This is a genomic window from Spirosoma sp. KCTC 42546, from assembly GCF_006965485.1.
Lineage (GTDB): Bacteria > Bacteroidota > Bacteroidia > Cytophagales > Spirosomataceae > Spirosoma.
This window is the reverse complement of record NZ_CP041360.1, coordinates 5,869,617-5,887,851: the sequence shown is the minus strand read 5'-3', so window position 1 is coordinate 5,887,851 and position 18,235 is coordinate 5,869,617. Positions and strand designations below refer to the sequence as shown.

The 18,235-nt window shown below is 50.1% G+C and carries 15 protein-coding genes; 8 read left to right on the top strand and 7 right to left on the bottom strand.

The annotated features are described in order from the left end of the window. The 7 genes from EXU85_RS24315 to EXU85_RS24285 all read right to left on the bottom strand — a co-directional run bounded on the left by EXU85_RS24315 (window position 1) and on the right by EXU85_RS24285 (window position 6,464). On the bottom strand, window positions 1-252 hold the full coding sequence (locus tag EXU85_RS24315) for a hypothetical protein (RefSeq protein ID WP_142774573.1): 252 nt from the start codon (window positions 250-252) through the stop codon (window positions 1-3). Further along, a complete protein-coding gene (locus tag EXU85_RS24310; RefSeq protein ID WP_142774572.1) occupies window positions 249-641 on the bottom strand; it encodes a helix-turn-helix domain-containing protein in 393 nt (130 codons plus the stop codon). Before EXU85_RS24310 ends, EXU85_RS24315 begins: the two co-directional genes overlap by 4 nt. Before the next feature lie 123 nt (window positions 642-764). After that, window positions 765-1,937: a hypothetical protein gene (locus tag EXU85_RS24305; RefSeq protein WP_142774571.1), complete on the bottom strand. Its 1,173-nt coding sequence runs from the start codon at window positions 1,935-1,937 to the stop codon at window positions 765-767. Next, complete coding sequence (locus EXU85_RS24300) at window positions 1,934-3,046, bottom strand: site-specific integrase (protein WP_142774570.1); 1,113 nt, start codon at window positions 3,044-3,046, stop codon at window positions 1,934-1,936. The genes EXU85_RS24305 and EXU85_RS24300 overlap by 4 nt, the downstream gene beginning before the upstream one ends. Further along, window positions 3,043-3,609 carry a helix-turn-helix domain-containing protein gene (locus EXU85_RS24295; RefSeq protein WP_142774569.1) on the bottom strand — a complete coding sequence of 189 codons (567 nt, stop codon included), beginning with the start codon at window positions 3,607-3,609 and terminating at the stop codon, window positions 3,043-3,045. The genes EXU85_RS24300 and EXU85_RS24295 overlap by 4 nt, the downstream gene beginning before the upstream one ends. A 243-nt stretch (window positions 3,610-3,852) precedes the next feature. Next, entirely contained in the window at window positions 3,853-5,244 is a 1,392-nt protein-coding gene (gene mnmE, locus EXU85_RS24290; RefSeq protein WP_142774568.1) for a tRNA uridine-5-carboxymethylaminomethyl(34) synthesis GTPase MnmE, read from the bottom strand. 158 nt (window positions 5,245-5,402) lie between these two features. Next, window positions 5,403-6,464, bottom strand: coding sequence for an oxygenase MpaB family protein (locus EXU85_RS24285; RefSeq protein ID WP_142774567.1), 1,062 nt, complete (start codon window positions 6,462-6,464; stop codon window positions 5,403-5,405). 168 nt (window positions 6,465-6,632) lie between these two features. Here EXU85_RS24285 and EXU85_RS24280 point away from each other — a divergent pair, with 168 nt between their 5' ends. From EXU85_RS24280 to EXU85_RS24245, 8 genes are all read left to right on the top strand, one after another. Continuing rightward, window positions 6,633-7,232 carry an RNA polymerase sigma factor gene (locus EXU85_RS24280; protein ID WP_142774566.1) on the top strand — a complete coding sequence of 200 codons (600 nt, stop codon included), beginning with the start codon at window positions 6,633-6,635 and terminating at the stop codon, window positions 7,230-7,232. A gap of 444 nt (window positions 7,233-7,676) precedes the next feature. Continuing rightward, the gene (locus tag EXU85_RS24275) at window positions 7,677-8,810 is read left to right on the top strand and encodes a FecR domain-containing protein (protein ID WP_142774565.1); all 1,134 of its coding nucleotides are present in this window, start codon (window positions 7,677-7,679) and stop codon (window positions 8,808-8,810) included. A 40-nt stretch (window positions 8,811-8,850) separates the two neighbouring features. Then, complete coding sequence (locus EXU85_RS24270) at window positions 8,851-12,315, top strand: TonB-dependent receptor (protein WP_142774564.1); 3,465 nt, start codon at window positions 8,851-8,853, stop codon at window positions 12,313-12,315. An 11-nt stretch (window positions 12,316-12,326) separates the two neighbouring features. Next, window positions 12,327-13,835, top strand: coding sequence for a RagB/SusD family nutrient uptake outer membrane protein (locus EXU85_RS24265; RefSeq protein ID WP_142774563.1), 1,509 nt, complete (start codon window positions 12,327-12,329; stop codon window positions 13,833-13,835). Between the two features lie 43 nt (window positions 13,836-13,878). Then, window positions 13,879-14,946 (top strand): LamG domain-containing protein, encoded by a 1,068-nt coding sequence (locus EXU85_RS24260; protein ID WP_168207862.1) that lies wholly within the window; start codon window positions 13,879-13,881, stop codon window positions 14,944-14,946. Between the two features lie 164 nt (window positions 14,947-15,110). Beyond that, window positions 15,111-16,406, top strand: a complete 1,296-nt coding sequence (locus EXU85_RS24255) for an extracellular solute-binding protein (RefSeq protein WP_142774561.1) — start codon at window positions 15,111-15,113, stop codon at window positions 16,404-16,406. A gap of 63 nt (window positions 16,407-16,469) precedes the next feature. Further along, window positions 16,470-17,321, top strand: a complete 852-nt coding sequence (locus EXU85_RS24250) for a carbohydrate ABC transporter permease (RefSeq protein WP_142774560.1) — start codon at window positions 16,470-16,472, stop codon at window positions 17,319-17,321. A 92-nt stretch (window positions 17,322-17,413) separates the two neighbouring features. After that, on the top strand, window positions 17,414-18,220 hold the full coding sequence (locus EXU85_RS24245; protein WP_142774559.1) for a carbohydrate ABC transporter permease: 807 nt from the start codon (window positions 17,414-17,416) through the stop codon (window positions 18,218-18,220). Window positions 18,221-18,235: the final 15 nt, after the last annotated feature.

The following is an 18,235-nucleotide window of genomic DNA, read 5'->3' as shown; positions in this document are numbered from 1 at the left end:
CTACCCTTTTTTTTGTGACTGAATGAATCCGGTGAGCCATTGCGTCAGGACTGATAAATCTTTGGGTGTTAGCAGTTCTGAATTCTTCTCCTCAGGAAAAGGAGCAGGTGTATCTCCAGGTCGTGGAACGCCGATGCGCAGTTGTCGACCTGCAAGTGAAGAACGAAGGATAATCCCGGATGGGCCATGTTGAACAAACCAGACTTCACCGCCGAACTTCCGGATAGTAGAGGCTATATCGAAGAGGGTCATAATAGCTGCCCTCCTTTCTGATCCTGCTTGTTGAGTTTGTGCGAAGAAGATTTTTTGAGTAAGTGTTGCTCTGCCAATGAATCTAGTTCAGTAGCTGTTTTGACGCGATCCTTTTGTAGCCAAGCATCAATTTCGGATTGCCGAAATACTAATCGTTTACCATTTCGTGAAAATGGAATTTCTCGCCGTTGAACTTTTCCGTACAGAGTTGTTACGGCTGGGCGCCCCGGTAAATACTCACTAAGTTCCTCAATAGCGAACCAGCGGTCAGGGGAAGGGATTTGCTGGCTGGTCATTGCTTTCAATAAGCCAGTCAAGTCGTCAACTTTGCGTCCTAACTCATAGACCGCTGTGGGAAGTTGATCGAAGGTAATAGGAGTACTTTGCATATTGCTCAACACGCGTTTTTGAAGCGTTGAACAACATTACTGGTTTATTGAGTATGATATTTTGGGCAAGTAAGTCAAGTAAGAAATGAAGTAACGTAAGTAAGAAATGAAGTAAGAGTTAGGTTATATTATCCATGCTGGCCCAATTTTCTTACTGAAATTTTTCTTCACTTCATCAAAATTGAAACCCTCAAAATTATCCGTAAGTAGTTTTATGTACTCGTTACGTATGTTGGGTCTTTCGTCTAATGGATTCAAATTATCTCTTCTAGTAGTAGTGCAATGCCAATAGTAGTCAAAGAATAATCTGACAAAATTCCATTTGCCGTCTCGCCCATAATTTACCTTTAATTTTTTGGAATCAGGCTTATTTTTCAAAAAAGCCCGGTTGATAAATTGCCAAACCTGGTCTTCTGTCAAAAAGTGTTGACCATCCTTATTTGTCCTCGTTGCCAACTGCATAAACCACTGTTTGACCTCTGATAGAGGCATATCATTAAATTTATTGTCAGTCTTTTCCTCTGAACTGTCCTTTGCACTATTTTCAATCCTTGGTAAAACGCCCGTTAGTGTATTTATTTCTGAAATGAAAAAGTAAATCAATTCAACCTTTCTGAATATCAGTATATCGTACCTATCCAGAAAATCTCGGCCAAAATACAATTTGTTTATTTTGCCGAAAGGTGGATAGTTAATTGTGTTAAAATTCTTCGATATATAACGATGGAATAGCTCGAAATGACGGAGTGATATCCAAAGGGGTTCTCCTGGGAAGTAGGGAATTTCTCTTAAATTAGACCAAAGTGCCGATGAACTATCAGCTAATTTACTAGCCAAATTGACGAGCCGATTTAAGTAAACTTGAATTTTGTCCGACTGTAAGGGTAAAAGATCAGACATCGGTTCTTCAATCTGCATTAGGCCTGGTGTCCTATCTATCCATTTATTGTCAAACGCAGTGTGGAAATATGCTAAATCAAAATTCATATCAAAATACTTTATCCATACCGCATTCCACCAGTCCTCGGTTACTTCTTCTAAATTCGATTTGTCAAATTCCAATGAACCCCATTGAAATTGGTGAGGGCTCTGTTGGCTAATTTCTCTTAGTTTATCAATAGCCCAATTCTGATCTTCTAAACTTCCCTCCTTATATCCACTAGCCCACTTATTAGACTCTGCGGCTTGAGGAGGTTTAGATATCAGGGGGAGTTCAGCTAGATGGTAAAGGTCAACGCATAATAATCCGTAATCAATGGTTCGTAATTCTTCGTAGAACTTGTTGAAATGCATCATAACTTTATGCGGTCGGCAGCATCCCGTTTTGACTGATCTACAATTTTTGCATATACCTGCGTAGTCTTTAGGTCGCGGTGTCCAAGCATTTTCGATATGGTATATATATCCGTACCAAGTGATAATTGAAGTGTAGCGAAAGTATGGCGAAAACTGTGAAACGTAATTGGCTTGGTGATTCCAGCATCTTTCACCCACTGTTTTAAGATCTTGTTCCAATGAGCCGAATAAGATAAGCCAGGTAATACAGGATGACTAGCTTCTAATCGTTCGCCTAATAACGAAACAGCCAGTTCGGAAACGGGCATATACTCGACTCCATCTGTTTTCTCCTGTCGGAAATCAATTGTATAACCGTTTGCAGGATCATACCGGATCTGATCCCAGGTCAGGGCTTCAATGTCAGAGTAACGTAAGCCAGTCAGAGCCGAAAACAATGCCGCTTGTTTGAGTACAGGCATCGACTGTAAGTCTGTTTTGGCAAGGGTTTGTAATTCAGCTAAAGTCAGGTATTCGCGCCGGGTTTCTTCAGGCTTGATGCTCTCCACTTTAGCGTTCAAATCGGTGCTGATTAATCCGTCCTTGAACGCCTGTTTCAAAGCCGCTTTAAATTTGTTAAAATACCCAACCGTTGAATTTATGGCTAATGGTTCGCCGTTTCGCTGGCTTGGAGCTTCCATTAAATACGCTCGGTAGTCCCGGCATTTCTTCTGGGTTAAGTCGGATAGTTTGAGTGTTCCGCCTGTAAAATCGCGTAGGTAATTCAAGGCACTATCCCAACCGTCTTTATTACTGCCAGTTCGTGATGCTGCCAGCCCTTCACAATAAGCCACAAAGCAGATATTGAGGTTCTTTTTGGATAGAAACCCATAGGCTCCACTTTGAACCTCGATCTGCCGCTTAGCCCGGATGTTTTCAGCTAGTGCCAGCGATTCAGCATTCTGTTCCTTATCGGCTGGCGTTTTTGGCCGGTTAAAAAGATAAACGCCCAAGAATTCTCGCCGGGTAGGTTTACCTGTGTCAGGGTGGGGGATAGCCGGATAGTAATCTAAATACAGACTGGTTCGCCCGTTACTGATTGGCTTCTTTCGTACTTTGACCTTAATCATGATAGGTTTGAAGGATTAGATAGCAACTGGTCGATTCTGTATTTAGGCACATATGCATAGATACTGCTATACTGCTTAGGAATCTCATGCCGATGAATAAGCTCGTAGAGTGCTTTTTCAGATATATCGTATTTCTCTCGTATTTCCTTCATGGTGTAGCAGTCTGCCAATGCAACCGGTTCCGGACGGCTTTTCTCCATTAGCTCGGCTGGACGATCAAACAGACGGTCAATGTCCGAACGGCGGATAACGGTACGGCGGTTGAGTTTGACAAAGGGTAGTTCACCCCGTTCATTGAGCCGGTACAGACTACGCCGACTGATACGAATAAGCATTGCCGATTCATTAACTGTCAGAAACTCCTGCGCCTTTATGTCTTCGATAGGTTTCAGTTTTATCTGCAACGTCTGCTCAGCACTCGTCTGGACATTTGTTGACCTCTGACGTGCTTTATAAGCTTTCTTGGCGCAGTTATCGCTACACGTTTTAGACGTTGTCTTACGTGCTTCAAACTCGTTGCCGCATTGCTGACAGATACGGATGATGCGTATGTTTGAACTCATATGTCAGGCCGTGTTAACTCAATGACTCAATGTGTGCTAGTGTGTCAGTTTGTGCCATTATCTCGCCTAAAAAACGGGATTCTATAGGAAACCCGCTAATGAGGTACAACGAAGGTACAAATATTTACTTAACAAACTAGCACTATCACTCACTAAATCAGTAGTATTAGGCATAGAAAAAGCCCATTTTCAGGGCTTTAGGTACTGTTTAGTGGTATGATGCAAAAAGGTTGTTCAGTGTGGTTACTTTCCAATACAGAACTTACTAAAAATCGACTCTAATAAATCGTCTGTTGTAATTTCGCCGGTTATCTCACCCAGATGTTGTAATGCAACGCGTAGATCCATGGCTAACCAATCGGGGGTTACGTTCGAATCCAGCCCGGCAATGGCACGGGCGAGGGCCTCATCGGTGGCGGTGAGGTGTTCGTAGTGGCGGGCGTTGGTCACGACGGCACTGCCCGTTTGGACGGCGGCATCGGTCAGTACACGGGCCGAAAGGGCAGATTTCAGTTCCTCTAAATGCGTTTGTTTCGCAGCCGAAATCCAGACGACCGTTTCTCCCAGTATATCTTCTAAGGCCAGGCGTTTCTGATCCGTAATCGCATCCAGTTTATTTCCGACGAGCAGGTAAGGCTTACCCGATTCGCGTACTTCCGTAACGGCTAGCTGTAGTTCATTAGGTTCAATATTCTTGCCATCGAACAAATAAACGACCAGAGCCGCATCGCGCATTTTCTGTTGAGTTCGCTCAATACCGATAGCTTCGATCCTGTCGGTGGCCTGGCGTAAACCGGCTGTGTCGATCAGCCGGAAGCGGATGCCGTTGATGAATAATTCGTCTTCAATAACATCCCGGGTAGTGCCGGGAATATCAGAAACGATGGCTTTCTCTTCGTTCAACAGCGCATTCAGTAGGGTCGATTTGCCCGCATTGGGTTTGCCGACAATTACCGTAGGTACGCCGTTTTTAATGGCGTTTCCGGTTGAGAAGGAGTCGATCAGCGGATGGAGCACCCGCCGGATATCGAGCATCAATTGCCGGAGCCGGTCGCGGTGGGCAAACTCTACGTCTTCTTCGCCGAAATCCAGTTCCAGTTCTACTAAAGCCACAAAATCAATGAGTTGCTGACGCAGTTCTTTCAACCGCTTCGAGAATCCCCCCCGCAACTGGTTCAGGGCGGCCCGGTGACTGGCATCGGAGTCCGACGCAATGAGGTCGGCTACGGCTTCGGCCTGAACCAGATCGAACTGGCCGTTCAGGAAAGCGCGCTGGGTGAACTCGCCTGGTTTAGCCAGTCGGGCCCCTTCCTGCGTAAGCCGACGCAGAATCTGCTGACTGATAAACTCCGACCCATGACACGAAATCTCGACCACATCTTCTTTGGTGAAGGACTTAGGTGCCCGGAAAACCGTTACCAGCACTTCGTCGATGATGCTTTCGGTACCCGACGCGTCAGGTCGATTCCTCAAGGTGCCGAAATGGGCAGTATGGCTAGCCTGTTGGGTGAGGTCTTTACCCCGGAAAATACGGTTGGTGATCTCAATGGCACCCTCGCCCGATACGCGGATAACGGCAATGGCACCAATGCCCGGCGCGGTGGCAAGGGCGGCAATGGGTTCTAACTGAAACAAGTTTGTAGTTTGTAGTTTGTAGCTTATACTATAAACATTAGAAACTGTCTGAAAATTAATTCCTAATCAGGCTAAAACCCCTAAATCCCCTGAAGGGGACTTTGCTCACTCTTAGATAAAGTCCCCTTCAGGGGATTTAGGGGTTTTTAGACGGCTTCTTACACTTTATTCGGGAAAATGGGGAGCTTATTTAGCAACCCAATCAGGCGTTTCTCAACGGATACGGTTGGAATCCCAAGCCAGTCGGCATAGTCATCGCCTAGGAAGAAACGCATTTCACCGGCTGCGAGGTTCCGCATACTATCCGTTCCGATGTTGCTCCGTTTGGTTTTGGCTGACTCTTGTTTAGTTAACTGGGGGTTATTTGCTACGTCGGCCATCGCATTCAGCAACGAGCGGGTAAGGCCTACACCTGCTTCGGAAGGGGCAAATTGTCGCCGGGAAATGACCTGATGAAGCATAAACGCTTCCCGAAGGTTTTGAGGAAGCAACGCATCTACAACGCCATTCAGGTAGTTGACTACGCTGATATGGTGGAGGTAATCTTCTTCTTCCTGTTCCGTTGCCGCATTGAACATAGACCGTCCAGCCAGCTTGCGAAGGCCGAGTATCACAATGTAGGAGAAGGCAATATTCGTTCCGGCCATATCTTCCTGATTAACCGGATAGCCCCAGTCCATCGTCCATCGGCCCGAATGCAGCGAGAACCAGCGGGCTCCGGCATGAATCAGGCGAATTTTCAGGATTCTGGCAATGGCGTTGCCGGTTTTCCACTCTTTGGGATTGTTGACCGCAAACACCCATTCGCCGGTTTCCTGCAATCGGCGGGCGGTGTCGTTTTTAATGCGCTCGGTTAACCACAAAACCTGCGCTCCGTGGGCGCCCAGGTAGGAGTAAGGGAGTGAAAAGAAGCCCAAGACGAGGCCAATCTGTTGGGCGTTTTTCTGGAAAAAGTTCATGCCCCGCTGCATCGCATCTGGTTTAGCCCAACTGGGCAGACTTGCGTATTCGCTAAAAAATACCTGAACCGCGGGATGTTGTTCCACCAGCGAAAAATCAGCTGTATCGGCCAGCCAGCGCATCAACGCCCGTAGTCCGGCGGGGCCATCTGCGGCAATGATAGCTGCAATGACGTCGTCGGCGGGTGCGTCGCCCTGTTGCCGGTAGTGTTGCAATAACTCATCAGAAAATAAACGGGTCGGCTTAATCAGAACTGGCATCGGAGTGGGGAGTACGTATACGCATCTGGGTAACGTTGGGTATAACCAATTGGTTTTTGTGATCGCCACCAATGCGTCGGATTTTCCGGCAGTTGTATAGCGTAGTCTGAAACTTTCCCGTTAATTAATTGTAATATTATGATCTATTAGTAAGAGAGGTACCTATTTATGTCTGCTTTACCGACTGACATTAGTTTAACGGATGATACACTGTGGCTTAAGCTACAAGCGGGCGATAAACAAGCGTTGGGTTCATTGGCAGAACGGTATTATCGCTCCTTATTTCATTATGGTACGAAACTGACGACGAATCATGCCTGTATTCAGGATTGTATTCAGGATTTGTTCCTGACTGTCTGGGAGAAACGACAGTCGATTCAGGTTTTACAGTCGATAAAAGGATACCTCTTCGTTGCCTTACGCAACAATATACTCCGTCAGGTAAAACAGGATAGTCAGCATGATGATGTCGATCAGTCGGAGGTACTAACCGATTGGCTAAGCGACCCCGAATCGCTCTATGTACAGGCCGAAAACGAACAGAACAAGCAGGCGTATCTGAAACAGGCACTCGAACGCTTACCCAAGCGGCAACGGGAAGCCATCTACCTCAAATACTACGAAAATCTCAGCTATGAAGAGATTGCTACGGCGATGGGCGTAAATCGACAGGTCGTGGCGAACTACCTACAGCATGCCCTGCACAACCTCCGCGATCACTGGCAGGATCTGTCCCATTTTTTATTCTTCATTACGTTTTTTTATTGAGTGATCTACAGAATCGAGTTGGATTAGATTCTAGCGATTCCCCGTTCTCACTTGGCTTCGCCGAGTGAGAACGGGGGAACGGGGAGGTTTCTTAAAACCTCGATTAGTGCCAATCTGACTCGATAGGTTTTGAGAAACCTCACATGTCAGTTTTAAGAAACTGACATCACCAGAACAACACCAAAAAGAATCCCCCGTTCTCGCTTGGCTACGCCGAGTGAGGTTTATTCGTTCAAGGGCCTCTGGCCCGTTTTAGTGCAATTGCATTGACCGGCCAGAGGCCGTTAAAAATATACCCCTCACTCGGCGAAGCCAAGCGAGAACAGAGGAATCCAAAGAGTCACTAGAATCTCCGCCTTGCCTGCCCACTTAAGTTTTATTTTTTAAAAGAATTTTCATAGTCGACGGTTACTTTTTTGACCCTCGCCACTCCTCGTCTTACAAGTGGCATCGAAGCCGCTTGCGCAGAACAGACGACGCGCCTTGACACCGCAGCAATTTATTGAGAATGAATCGTTTCGGCGCTGGGTATTTGCCAGCACACCGATTGAGGTGGCTTATTGGGAAAATTACCTGACTCAGTATCCCGACGATCGGGAAAGTGTTGAGCTGGCCCGAACTTTCCTGCTCACCGCAAAAGGTGAACTGCCCGAACTACCCGATCAGCAAATCGGTGAGGCTGTCGAGCGTATTTTGTTGGCGGTTCCGGATGAACGCCGTGGCCTGGTTCGTTCGCTGTCGGACTGGTCGTACTGGCAACCGCTTCGGGTGGCGGCTTCCGTTGCCCTGTTGCTGTTGACGAGCTGGTTTGGCTGGCGCTATTGGCAGCAAAACCGACGCGGGCCAGTCGTTGCGACTAAAGAACAAGCGGCAACATCACCCGCAGCGCTGCTCGAGGTGGCTAATCTGAAAACCGCTCCCCGGTTGGTTCGGTTGGCCGATGGGAGCCTGGTTGTATTGCAACAAAATGCCCGAATCCGTTTTCCAAAGCAATTTGCTGGCGCTAAACGGGATGTATTCTTAACGGGGAAAGCCTTCTTTGAAGTTGTCCGGAATCCAGCGAAGCCGTTCCGGGTGTTTACCGGCGACGTAACGACCGAGGTGTTGGGAACCAGCTTCCTGATCAATGCCCCCGAAACGGGCGGCAAGGTAAACGTAGTGGTCAAAACGGGGAAAGTCGCCGTGTCGACCAATCCGAAAGGTAGTGATCAATCGAAAGCTGGCCTGTCTCAGCCAATGGCCGTTGTGCTCTTGCCCAATCAGCAGGCTACGTTTTCGAAGGAAGATGCCCGTCTGGTTAAAAGCGAGGTCAGCCGAGCCGAAGCTACGGTATTACCCGCCACCACGCAGTCCTTTTCGTTCCGACGGACGCCCTTACCGCAGGTGCTGGATGCCCTCGAAAAGGCGTACGGGATCGACATTCAGTTTGATCGCGATGCGTTATCGGGCTGCACACTCACCGCGCATCTGGATGATCCGTCGCTCTTTGCCCGACTTGATGTGATTGCTGCCATTACCGGCTCAACCTACGAATTGCAAAATGGCCAACTGGTTATTCATTCATCGGGTTGTCGCTAGTTAGCCCCACCCGAAAACGTACCCTTTACTCAACACAATCATGATGAAAACGCTACCCCATCGTTCGTACCTCCGCTGGTTTATGCGACTAACTTTTATCCCGTTCCTGTTGCTCATCAGCGTCATGGGCAGCCTGATTGCCCGACCCGTTCATGGCCAAAATCCACTGAAACGAACCGTAAGCCTGTCAATAGCAAACCAGTCGGTCGAAACGATTCTGGAACGGCTGGAGAAGATTGCCGATGTGCAGTTTGCCTACAGCTTCGAGCTTATTAAAGCGGATCGGAAGGCCAGCCTGACGGTCAAAAATGAGCGTCTGGAAAAGGTGCTGAACGAGTTACTAACACCTCTCCAGATCGACTACTCCGTAACCGGTCCACGACTGATCCTGCTGAAACCCAGATCCGGTGAGGCCGTGCTGCCACCCTCGTCCGACTTCCGGGCCTCCCTGGCCCCCGAAACCCCAGCGAGTGTCGATAAGGTGGTTACGGGAACCGTTTTGGATGAGAAAAGTCAGCCCATTCCGGGTGTCAACCTGGTGGTGAAAGGAACCCAGACCGGTACCACCACCGATGCCCAGGGTAATTTTCGGATTACGGTGGCCGACGATCAGGCCGTTATCCTGTTCTCTTCCGTCGGGTATCTGGGGCAGGAGGTGGCAGTGGGTAATCGAACAACCCTGACTGTCACTTTGCAGGACGATAATAAATCGCTGTCGGAAGTGGTGGTGGTGGGCTACGGATCGCAAAAAAAATCGGATCTGACGGGGGCGGTTTCGACGATTACGGCTAAAGACATCAGTCGCCTGCCTGTGGCGGGTATCGATCAGGCATTACAGGGAAAATCATCGGGCGTTCGCGTGACCCAGTCAACGGGTGCTCCGGGCGAAGGGGTTGCTGTCCGGATTCGCGGGGTGGGAACGATCAACGATAATAGCCCGCTGTTTATCATTGACGGTGTACCAACCAAAGATGCCTTCAGCGTACTAAACCCTGCCGATATTGAAAGCATGTCGGTGCTGAAAGATGCCTCTTCGGCGGCTATTTATGGCGCACGTGCGGCCAACGGCGTGATTGTGGTGACGACCAAACGCGGCAAAAGTGGTGCCCCTCGGGTAACGTTTAATGCGTATACCGGTATTCAGCAACACGGTCGGTTGATTCCGATGGCCAACTCCCAGGAGTACATCAACATCTACAACGAAGCGGCTACCAACGACAACGCGTCAATTACCAATCCGAGCCTGCAACGCCAGTTGATTCCGAGTACGCTTCAGGTGGCCGATACCGATTGGCAGAAAGCCATTTTTCGTACGGCTCCCATTCAGAACTATCAACTGTCGGTTAGTGGAGGCACCGACAAGTCGCATTACCTCCTGTCGGCCAATTACTTCGATCAGCAGGGTATCATTCTCAATTCGAGCTACAAACGCTACGCACTCCGGGCCAGCATCGATACGGAGATTGCCCGAAAGGTTAAAATTGGAACCAACCTGAATATCACCTATTCGCAGCGCAGTATTGTGGGGAGTTCGGGCGATGGGTACGGGGGCAACGGCGGCAGCATTGTTCGGTATGCGCTGTTCCGGACGCCCGCCATTCCGGTGTACGATCAAAACGGCGACTATGCCGATCTGCCCCAGTTCCCGGCCTTCTTTGGCGACGGCTACAACCCGGTTGGGCTGGCGCAGAAACAGGATAATAAAGAACAACAGTATCGGGTGTTCGGGGATATTTTTGGGGAGTGGCAAATCCTGAAAGGGCTACGGTTTCGGACCGATGCCGGGCTCGACCTGAACATCGTCAACCGGAAAACCTATAACGAAAACTGGGGCACCAACAATCGGATCAATAGCCCCTCCACACTCGTCAACCGGTTTAGTCCGGCTAGTACGATTACCTGGAACAACACCCTGAATTATGATATCACGATCGGTGAAAACCACCAGATAACGGCGCTGGCGGGTACCGAAGCCATTCACAGCGTCAGTCGCGATGTGGGCGGTTCCGACCGGAATTTCATTGATCAGGTGAGCAACCTGCGTTACCTCGGTCAGGGGGCCGACATTACCGGGCGGCAGTCGTTCGAAAGCGATTCCCGCTGGTCGCTGTTCTCGCTGTTTGGACGCGTCAACTACGCGTTTCGGGATAAATACCTGGCATCGGTCAACGTTCGTCGCGATGGATCGTCGCGCTTCTCGCCTACGAACCGATACGCCAATTTCTTCTCGGGTTCGGCAGGCTGGAACATCGACCGGGAGGAGTTTTTTCAGCCCCTGTCCCGCACGATTTCCCTGTTGAAACTACGGGCGAGCATCGGTCAACTGGGGAATCAGGATATCGGTAACTATCCCTACGCTTCGCTGGTAGGTAGTGGATACAACTATGTATTCGGGGCCAGTCCACAAACTGTAGCGGGTTATGCCGTTGTGACGCGGGGAAACTCCAACGTAAAATGGGAGTCGTCGACCCAAACCGACGTGGGCCTGGAAATGGGGTTTCTTCAGAATAAACTCCAGATCACCGCCGACTATTTCATCAAACGAACCTCCGATATTCTGGTTCCAATCCCGGTTCCCAAATCGGGCGGTAGTGCGGCTGCTCCCTATGTCAATGCGGGTCAGGTGGAGAACCGTGGCCTGGAGTTGGACCTGATTTTTCGCTATAAAAAGGGCGCTTTTTCGTACGACATTAGCGCCAATGCCTCCTTCATTCACAACAAAGTCCTGTCGCTCAGCGAAGGTCGGCCCATTCCCGGCGGGCGGATCGACAACGGCGTCTTCGGTACACTGACCGAGCCGGGTTATCCCATTGGCTCGTTCTACCTGCTTCAGCAGGACGGAATTTTTCAGAACGAAGGCCAGATTTTTACCAGTGCCTTTCAGGGTAATAACATCAAACCCGGCGACGTCCGCTTCAAAGACATGAACGGCGATGGGCTCATTAACCAGTTGGATCGGTCGCACGTGGGGAGCCCGATTCCCACGCTGACCTACGGCCTGACGGCCAACCTGCAATGGAAAAACTTCGACCTGTCGGCCTTCTTTCAGGGTGTTTCGGGCAACAAGATCTATTACCAGGTTGCCACGGATATTGAAGGATTTTACCGGGCGTTCAACGTAACCCAACGGGTGGTCGACGACCATTGGCATGGCGAAGGAACCAGCAATACACAACCTCGGGTATCGTGGAGTGGATCGGCCAATAACAAGCAACCATCGACCCGTTTTCTGGAAGATGGGGCTTACACCCGCCTGAAAAATCTCCAGCTCGGCTACACGCTGCCCAGCACCCTCACCAAAAAACTGGGTTCCTCCACCATCCGGGTGTATGTGAGTGGGCAAAACCTGCTCACGTTCACCAAGTACCCCGGCCTGGACCCCGAACAGCAAAGCAGCGACAACGTGAACAACGAGCAGTTCAAGGGCGATGTGGCCGTGGGCATCGACTGGGGCACGTATCCAAGCGCCAAAACCTATACGGTTGGATTAAATGTAAGCTTTTAGCGCAATCCGTTATGAAAAAGACATACACATTCATACTCTCCACGCTGCTGATTTCGGTCAGTAGCTGCTCTAATTTTCTGAACGAAGAGGTACGGGCGGCTTATTCGGAAGACACGTTTTACAAGACCCAGGCGCAGGCGTTGCAGGCCCTGAATGCTGCCTACCAGACCCTGTCGTTTTCATCGGATAATAACCGCTTGTGGGTGTTCGGTGATGTGGCATCGGACGATGCCGCCAAGGGAGGGGACCCCGGCGATCAGGCCGATATTGGTCTGATTGACGACTTCACGGTATACCCTAACAACGGGCCGGTCGAATCGGAGTGGGGGTTGCTGTACGAAGGCATCAGTCGTTGCAATCGGGTTATTCAGCAGGTGCCAACTATTGCAATAGCCGCCGATCTGAAAGCGCGGATTCTGGGCGAAGCGCGATTTCTGCGGGCGTTGAATTATTTCTACCTGGTTAATATTTACGGCCCGGTGCCCGTGCTGCTGGAGCCCAAAAATGCCGATCAGCTACAAATTCCGCAGTCGCCGGTAGCGGATGTGTATACCAACGCCATTGAGGCTGATTTGCAGGAAGCGATTAAAAGTCTACCCGCCACGTATACGGGTGCCGATGTAGGCCGGGCCACCAAAGGGGCGGCTCAGGCATTGCTGGCGAAGGCGTATCTGTACGAAGGGAAATGGCAACTGGCCGCCGATGCCGCCGGTCAGGTCATTAGCAGCGGAGTTTATTCGTTGCTGCCCGTGTATTCGCAAAACTTCAACCAGGCCTTCAAAAACAGCAGCGAGACGGTCTTTGCGGTGCAGCACCTGACGGGGCAAGTGCCATTTACGGGGAATCGGCTGAATCAGTGGTTTGCTCCGCGAAACCCCGAAAACGGCTATTTCTTCAATGTGCCAACGCAGAATTTTGTCGATGCCTTTGAGAAGACGAGCGCGGGCGTTGTTGATCCGCGTCTGGATTATACTGTAGCGCGGGCGGGCCATCCCTGGATCGACGGGACAACCTACGATCCACTCTGGTCGCCAACGGGTTACCTGAACAAAAAGCACGTTCAGCCCATCACAGAAGTTCCCAAAAGCACGAAGGGCGATGGGAACCTGAACTACGTAACCATCCGCTACGCCGAAGTGCTGCTGATTCAGGCCGAAGCACTCAATGAACTGGGGCGCTCAGCCGATGCGCTGGTGCCCCTGAATCTGGTTCGGAAGCGGGCGCGCGAGAGTTACCTCTACGACATCAGCTTAAGCATGGCCACGCCAACGCCAGTGGTTCCGGCAGGTCTATTGCCCGATGTAACGAATACGAGTCAGTCGAGCCTGCGCGATATCATCCGGCACGAGCGTCGGGTGGAATTGGGCTTTGAATTTCACCGATACTTCGACATCATGCGCTACGGCAAAGACTACGCCCAGAATGCCCTGCGCGATAAACCGTCATTCAAGTACGAAACCAACCGCTATTTCCCGATTCCGCAGAGCGAACGGGATACCAACAAAGGCCTTGTTTTTTAATTCAGTTTGTTCACTAATCAATTTGTCAAAACCCAGTACGCTCATGAAAAACTTACCTGTTTCGGTTACTGCCTTACTACGGAGTCTGATGGCTCTATGCTTATTGCTGGTTGTGCTTCAGGCCTGCAAAAAGAATGATGATACCCCGGTTACGCCCATCGACAAAACCGCCCTCAAAGCCCGACTCGACAGTGCCAATGCTTTATACACGGCAGCCGTAGAAGGAACGGCTATCGGCCGGTATGAAACGGGCTCGAAAGCGACTTTCAAAACCGCGATCGATGCAGCTACGACCGTTAACAGCGACAATGCCGCCACGCAAACGGCTGTCAACAATGCTAATGTGAACCTCGGGCAGGCCATAGCGACCTTCAAGAGCAAGCAGGTTGCCGAAATTGCCCCCGATAAACTCATTCTGCATATGCTCTTCAATGGCGATGCGACCGATGTATCAGGGAAAGGCTTCAACGGAACCCTGAAAGCGGGTAGCGCCTTATGGGGTGCCGGTACGCCCACACTCACCGCCGACCGATTTGGGGTGGCCAACAAAGCGTATCATTTCGATAAAGGGGGTAACATCGAGATTCCGTATAATTCGGTACTGAACCCATCCAAAGAAATCACGATCAGCATGTGGATCAAACGGGATACAACCCGGGCCAGTAATTACCTGTTGGCACTGAACCGCTGGAATGGCTATAAAGTCCAGTTGCAGGAGGCTAATAAAGTATTCTTTACGGTGAAAACAACCGCTGGTGCGAAGGACAAAGACGATGAGTCGGTGACATTGGCCAACAACAAGTGGTATCATATCGCCGTGAGTTATAAATCGGGAGAAATGAACTTCTACATCGATGGAACGCTGGTGAAAAGCTGGACCGACGTAACGGGCGATCTGGCACCGGTAAAAAGCACGATCAACATGACGATCGGACAGGATTTGCCAACGAGTTTGTACACCGCCAATGAGAAAGACGATGCTGATGGCAACAACTTCAATGGCCCCTGGGGTGGCTACTACACCGGCTCCATGGACGACGTTCGTATCTACAATGTGGTGCTAACCAGTACGCAGATTACGTCGTTATACAACGCGGAGAAGAGTCAGTAATACAAGAAATAAACACAGAGACACAGCGGTCACAGAGTAATTAAAGCGAATGCGGGATTTTAGTCAATTGGGTAATAATTGATTCCGTTTTAGTTTCTATTAAATACCCTGTGTTCTTTGTGTCTCTGTGTTTAAAATCAAGCATTTTGTCTTAAGTTTCGTGTATGCAGAAAATCGGGTGGGTTGTTTTTATCGGGTGGCTGGTGCTGGGAGGCTGTCGGCAGACGCAAACGGAGCGACCGTTGCTATTCTGGTGCTCCAACAATGCCGGGGAGATCACGTTCGCCCGGGAGTTTACCGACCGCTGGCAACGCGAGCATCCCGAGAAGCCCCTGCACTATCAACCCATTCCCGAAGGACAATCGAGTGAGGAGATCATTCTGGCATCCGTAGTCGGCAAAACCACGCCCGATATCTACGCCAATATGTGGCAGGGGAGTGTTGAGATGTACGCCAAAGCGGGCGTGCTGGTACCCCTCGATACGATTAGTGGGTTCCTGGAGTTTCTGCGTGCACGCTGCGATAGCCTTGTTATCCAGGAAGTTACTTCGTCGGACGGACATATTTATCAGGTTCCCTGGAAAGTGAACCCGATCATGACGCTCTGCAATACCGGGCAGGTGAACGAGCCGGGTCTGAAACGACCGCCTTACACCTATTCCAGCTATATGGAAGCCGGGAAACGGTTGAAGCAGGACCTGAATCACGACGGTTATACGGACCAATGGCTGGGGTACACTGAGGTGAAAGTGATCTGGTACCAGCGATTTTTTAACTTTTATCCACTGTATCTGGCTGCGTCTAACGGGGCTCCGCTGGTGAAAAACAACCGGGCGGCCTTCAACAACAAGTACGCGGTGGAGGTGTTTCGGTTTTTGCAGCAACTGTACCGGGATGGCTACTTCTCGAAAGAGCGGCTCTCCGCTACCCGTGACCCATTTCTGGATCAACACATTGCAACCTCCTTTACGGGGCCCTGGCAGGTGGGTTTTCTGGAAAAATACAAGGACCCCAGCCTGCACTACGATACCTGGCCAATGCCCGTACCCGATAACCACACCGGTCCGGCCTACACCTACGGCGACCCGAAAAACATTGTTATTTTCAATACCTGCCCCGATCCGAAAGCGGCCTGGGAGTTCATTAAAACGCTGGTCGACAAACCCGGCGATTTACGGCTGATGGAGTTGACGGGCCAGTTTCCGCACCGGCGGGCTGTTGATACCGACCCGTATTTCAGCGCGTTTCTGCAAAAGAATCCGAAGCTGCTGCCCTTCGCCCGACAGTCGCGCTACATCAAGGGCGTCGACAATAGCGAGGTGATTGTCGAAGTGTTCGATATCATTTCGCAGGAGTACGAAGCCTGCGTCGTGTACGACCGAAAAACGCCCGAAGAAGCCATCCGCGACGCGGCCAAAGCGGTTGATGTGTTATTACTGAGTGAAAGAGCGAATGAGTGAATGAGTGCTGTCCCAGCTTGATCATCACTCTTTCACTCATTCATTCTTTCACTCGTTAACCCTATGAAGAAACTCATTCCTTATTGGCTGGTTTCGCCGTATATCCTGTACTTCTGCGTGTTTGTGGCGTTTCCGGTGGTATTCTCCATTGTGCTGACGTTTCATAGCTGGAATATTATTTCGCCCATGAAGTTTATTGGGCTGGACAACTACCGACGGTTGTTTCAGGATCGGCTGTTCTGGCAGGCGATTTACAATACGCTACGGTTTCTGGTCGTGCATATCCCGCTGCAGATCGTCGTGGCGCTGGCATTGGCGGAATTTCTCAACCAGAGTATTCGGGGCAAGTCGTTTTTTCGGGCCGCTTTTTTCCTGCCGGTCATCGTGTCGGGGGTGGTGGTTACGATTCTGTGGCAGCAGCTTTTAGGCTTTAATGCGGGTATTCTGAATCGGGGATTGTCGGCGTTGTCGCTGCCGAAAGTGCCCTGGTTGGAGGACCCCGGCATTGCCATGTATGCCATTGCGCTGATGGCAACCTGGAAAAATGTAGGCCTTTACGTGATCCTGTTTCTGGTGGGACTCCAAACGGTACCGGTTCAGTATTACGAAGCTGCCGATATGGAAGGCGCAACGCACTGGCAGAAGTTTCGCTACATCACCCTGCCCATGATCAATCCCACTATTTTTATGGTTGTCGTGCTGTCTACCATTGGCGGTTTTTCTCTTTTCATCGAGCCCTACATTATGACGGAGGGTGGGCCGCTCAACAGTACGCTTTCGGCGGTCATGTACATTTACAAACAGGCCTTTCAGTACTACCACATGGGCTATTCGGCCACGTTGGGGTTCTTTTTTGCACTCTTGATTTTAGGTGTGGTAGCGATTCAAAAACGATACGTCGAACAGGAAATTTAAAGAGCGAAAGAGCGAATGAGTGAAAGAGCGCTTCATCAACCTCAAGATGCCTCGTCACTCATTCACTCTTTCACCCATTCACTCTTTATGGTATGAAACTACTCCGATATACATTTCTAATCCTGGCGGCTCTGTCGTTCATTTATCCGTTTGTCTGGATGGTGAGCGCGTCGTTGTCGTCGGAGCAGGGGATTGGCTCGCTGACGCTATTGCCTATTGACCTGACGATCCGAAACTATACCACCGTTTTTGAGCGGATACCACTCGGTCGGGCCTTCATCAATAGCTTGCTGGTGGCACTCGTCACGACAGGGTTAGTGCTGGTTTTGGGAGCTATGGTCGGCTATGCACTCGCGCGACTGCGGTTCCGAGGGCGTAACCTGATTTTCTACCTCATCATTTTTACAATGACGCTGCCTTTTCAGATCACGCTGATTCCCAACTACATCACGATGGTGAAGCTGGGTTGGGTGGATTCGTATTTTGCGCTGATTGTTCCGTTTGTGATGAACTCGTTGGCGGTGCTGCTGTTTCGGCAGGCGTTTGCCGGATTACCCCAGGCCTTGATCGATGCCGCCCGAATTGATGGTTGTGGGGAGTTGCGCATCATTTTTCAGATTCTGCTACCCAACATTATTCCAACCGTTCTGACCATTACCATTCTGACATTCATGGGTTTGTGGAACGAAGCCCTCTGGCCACTGATCGTAATTCGTAATGAATCGACTATGACCATGCCCCAGATGGTGACGCTATTTTCGGTAGGTGGCCGGGCCGATGCGCAATTAGGTGTGAAGATTGCCGCAGCCGTCATGCTGGCCCTGCCAATTCTGATTGTATACCTGTTTTTTCAAAAACATTTTATCCGCAGTATGGCCTCGTCGGGGTTGAAAGATTAACTGATGAATAATGAA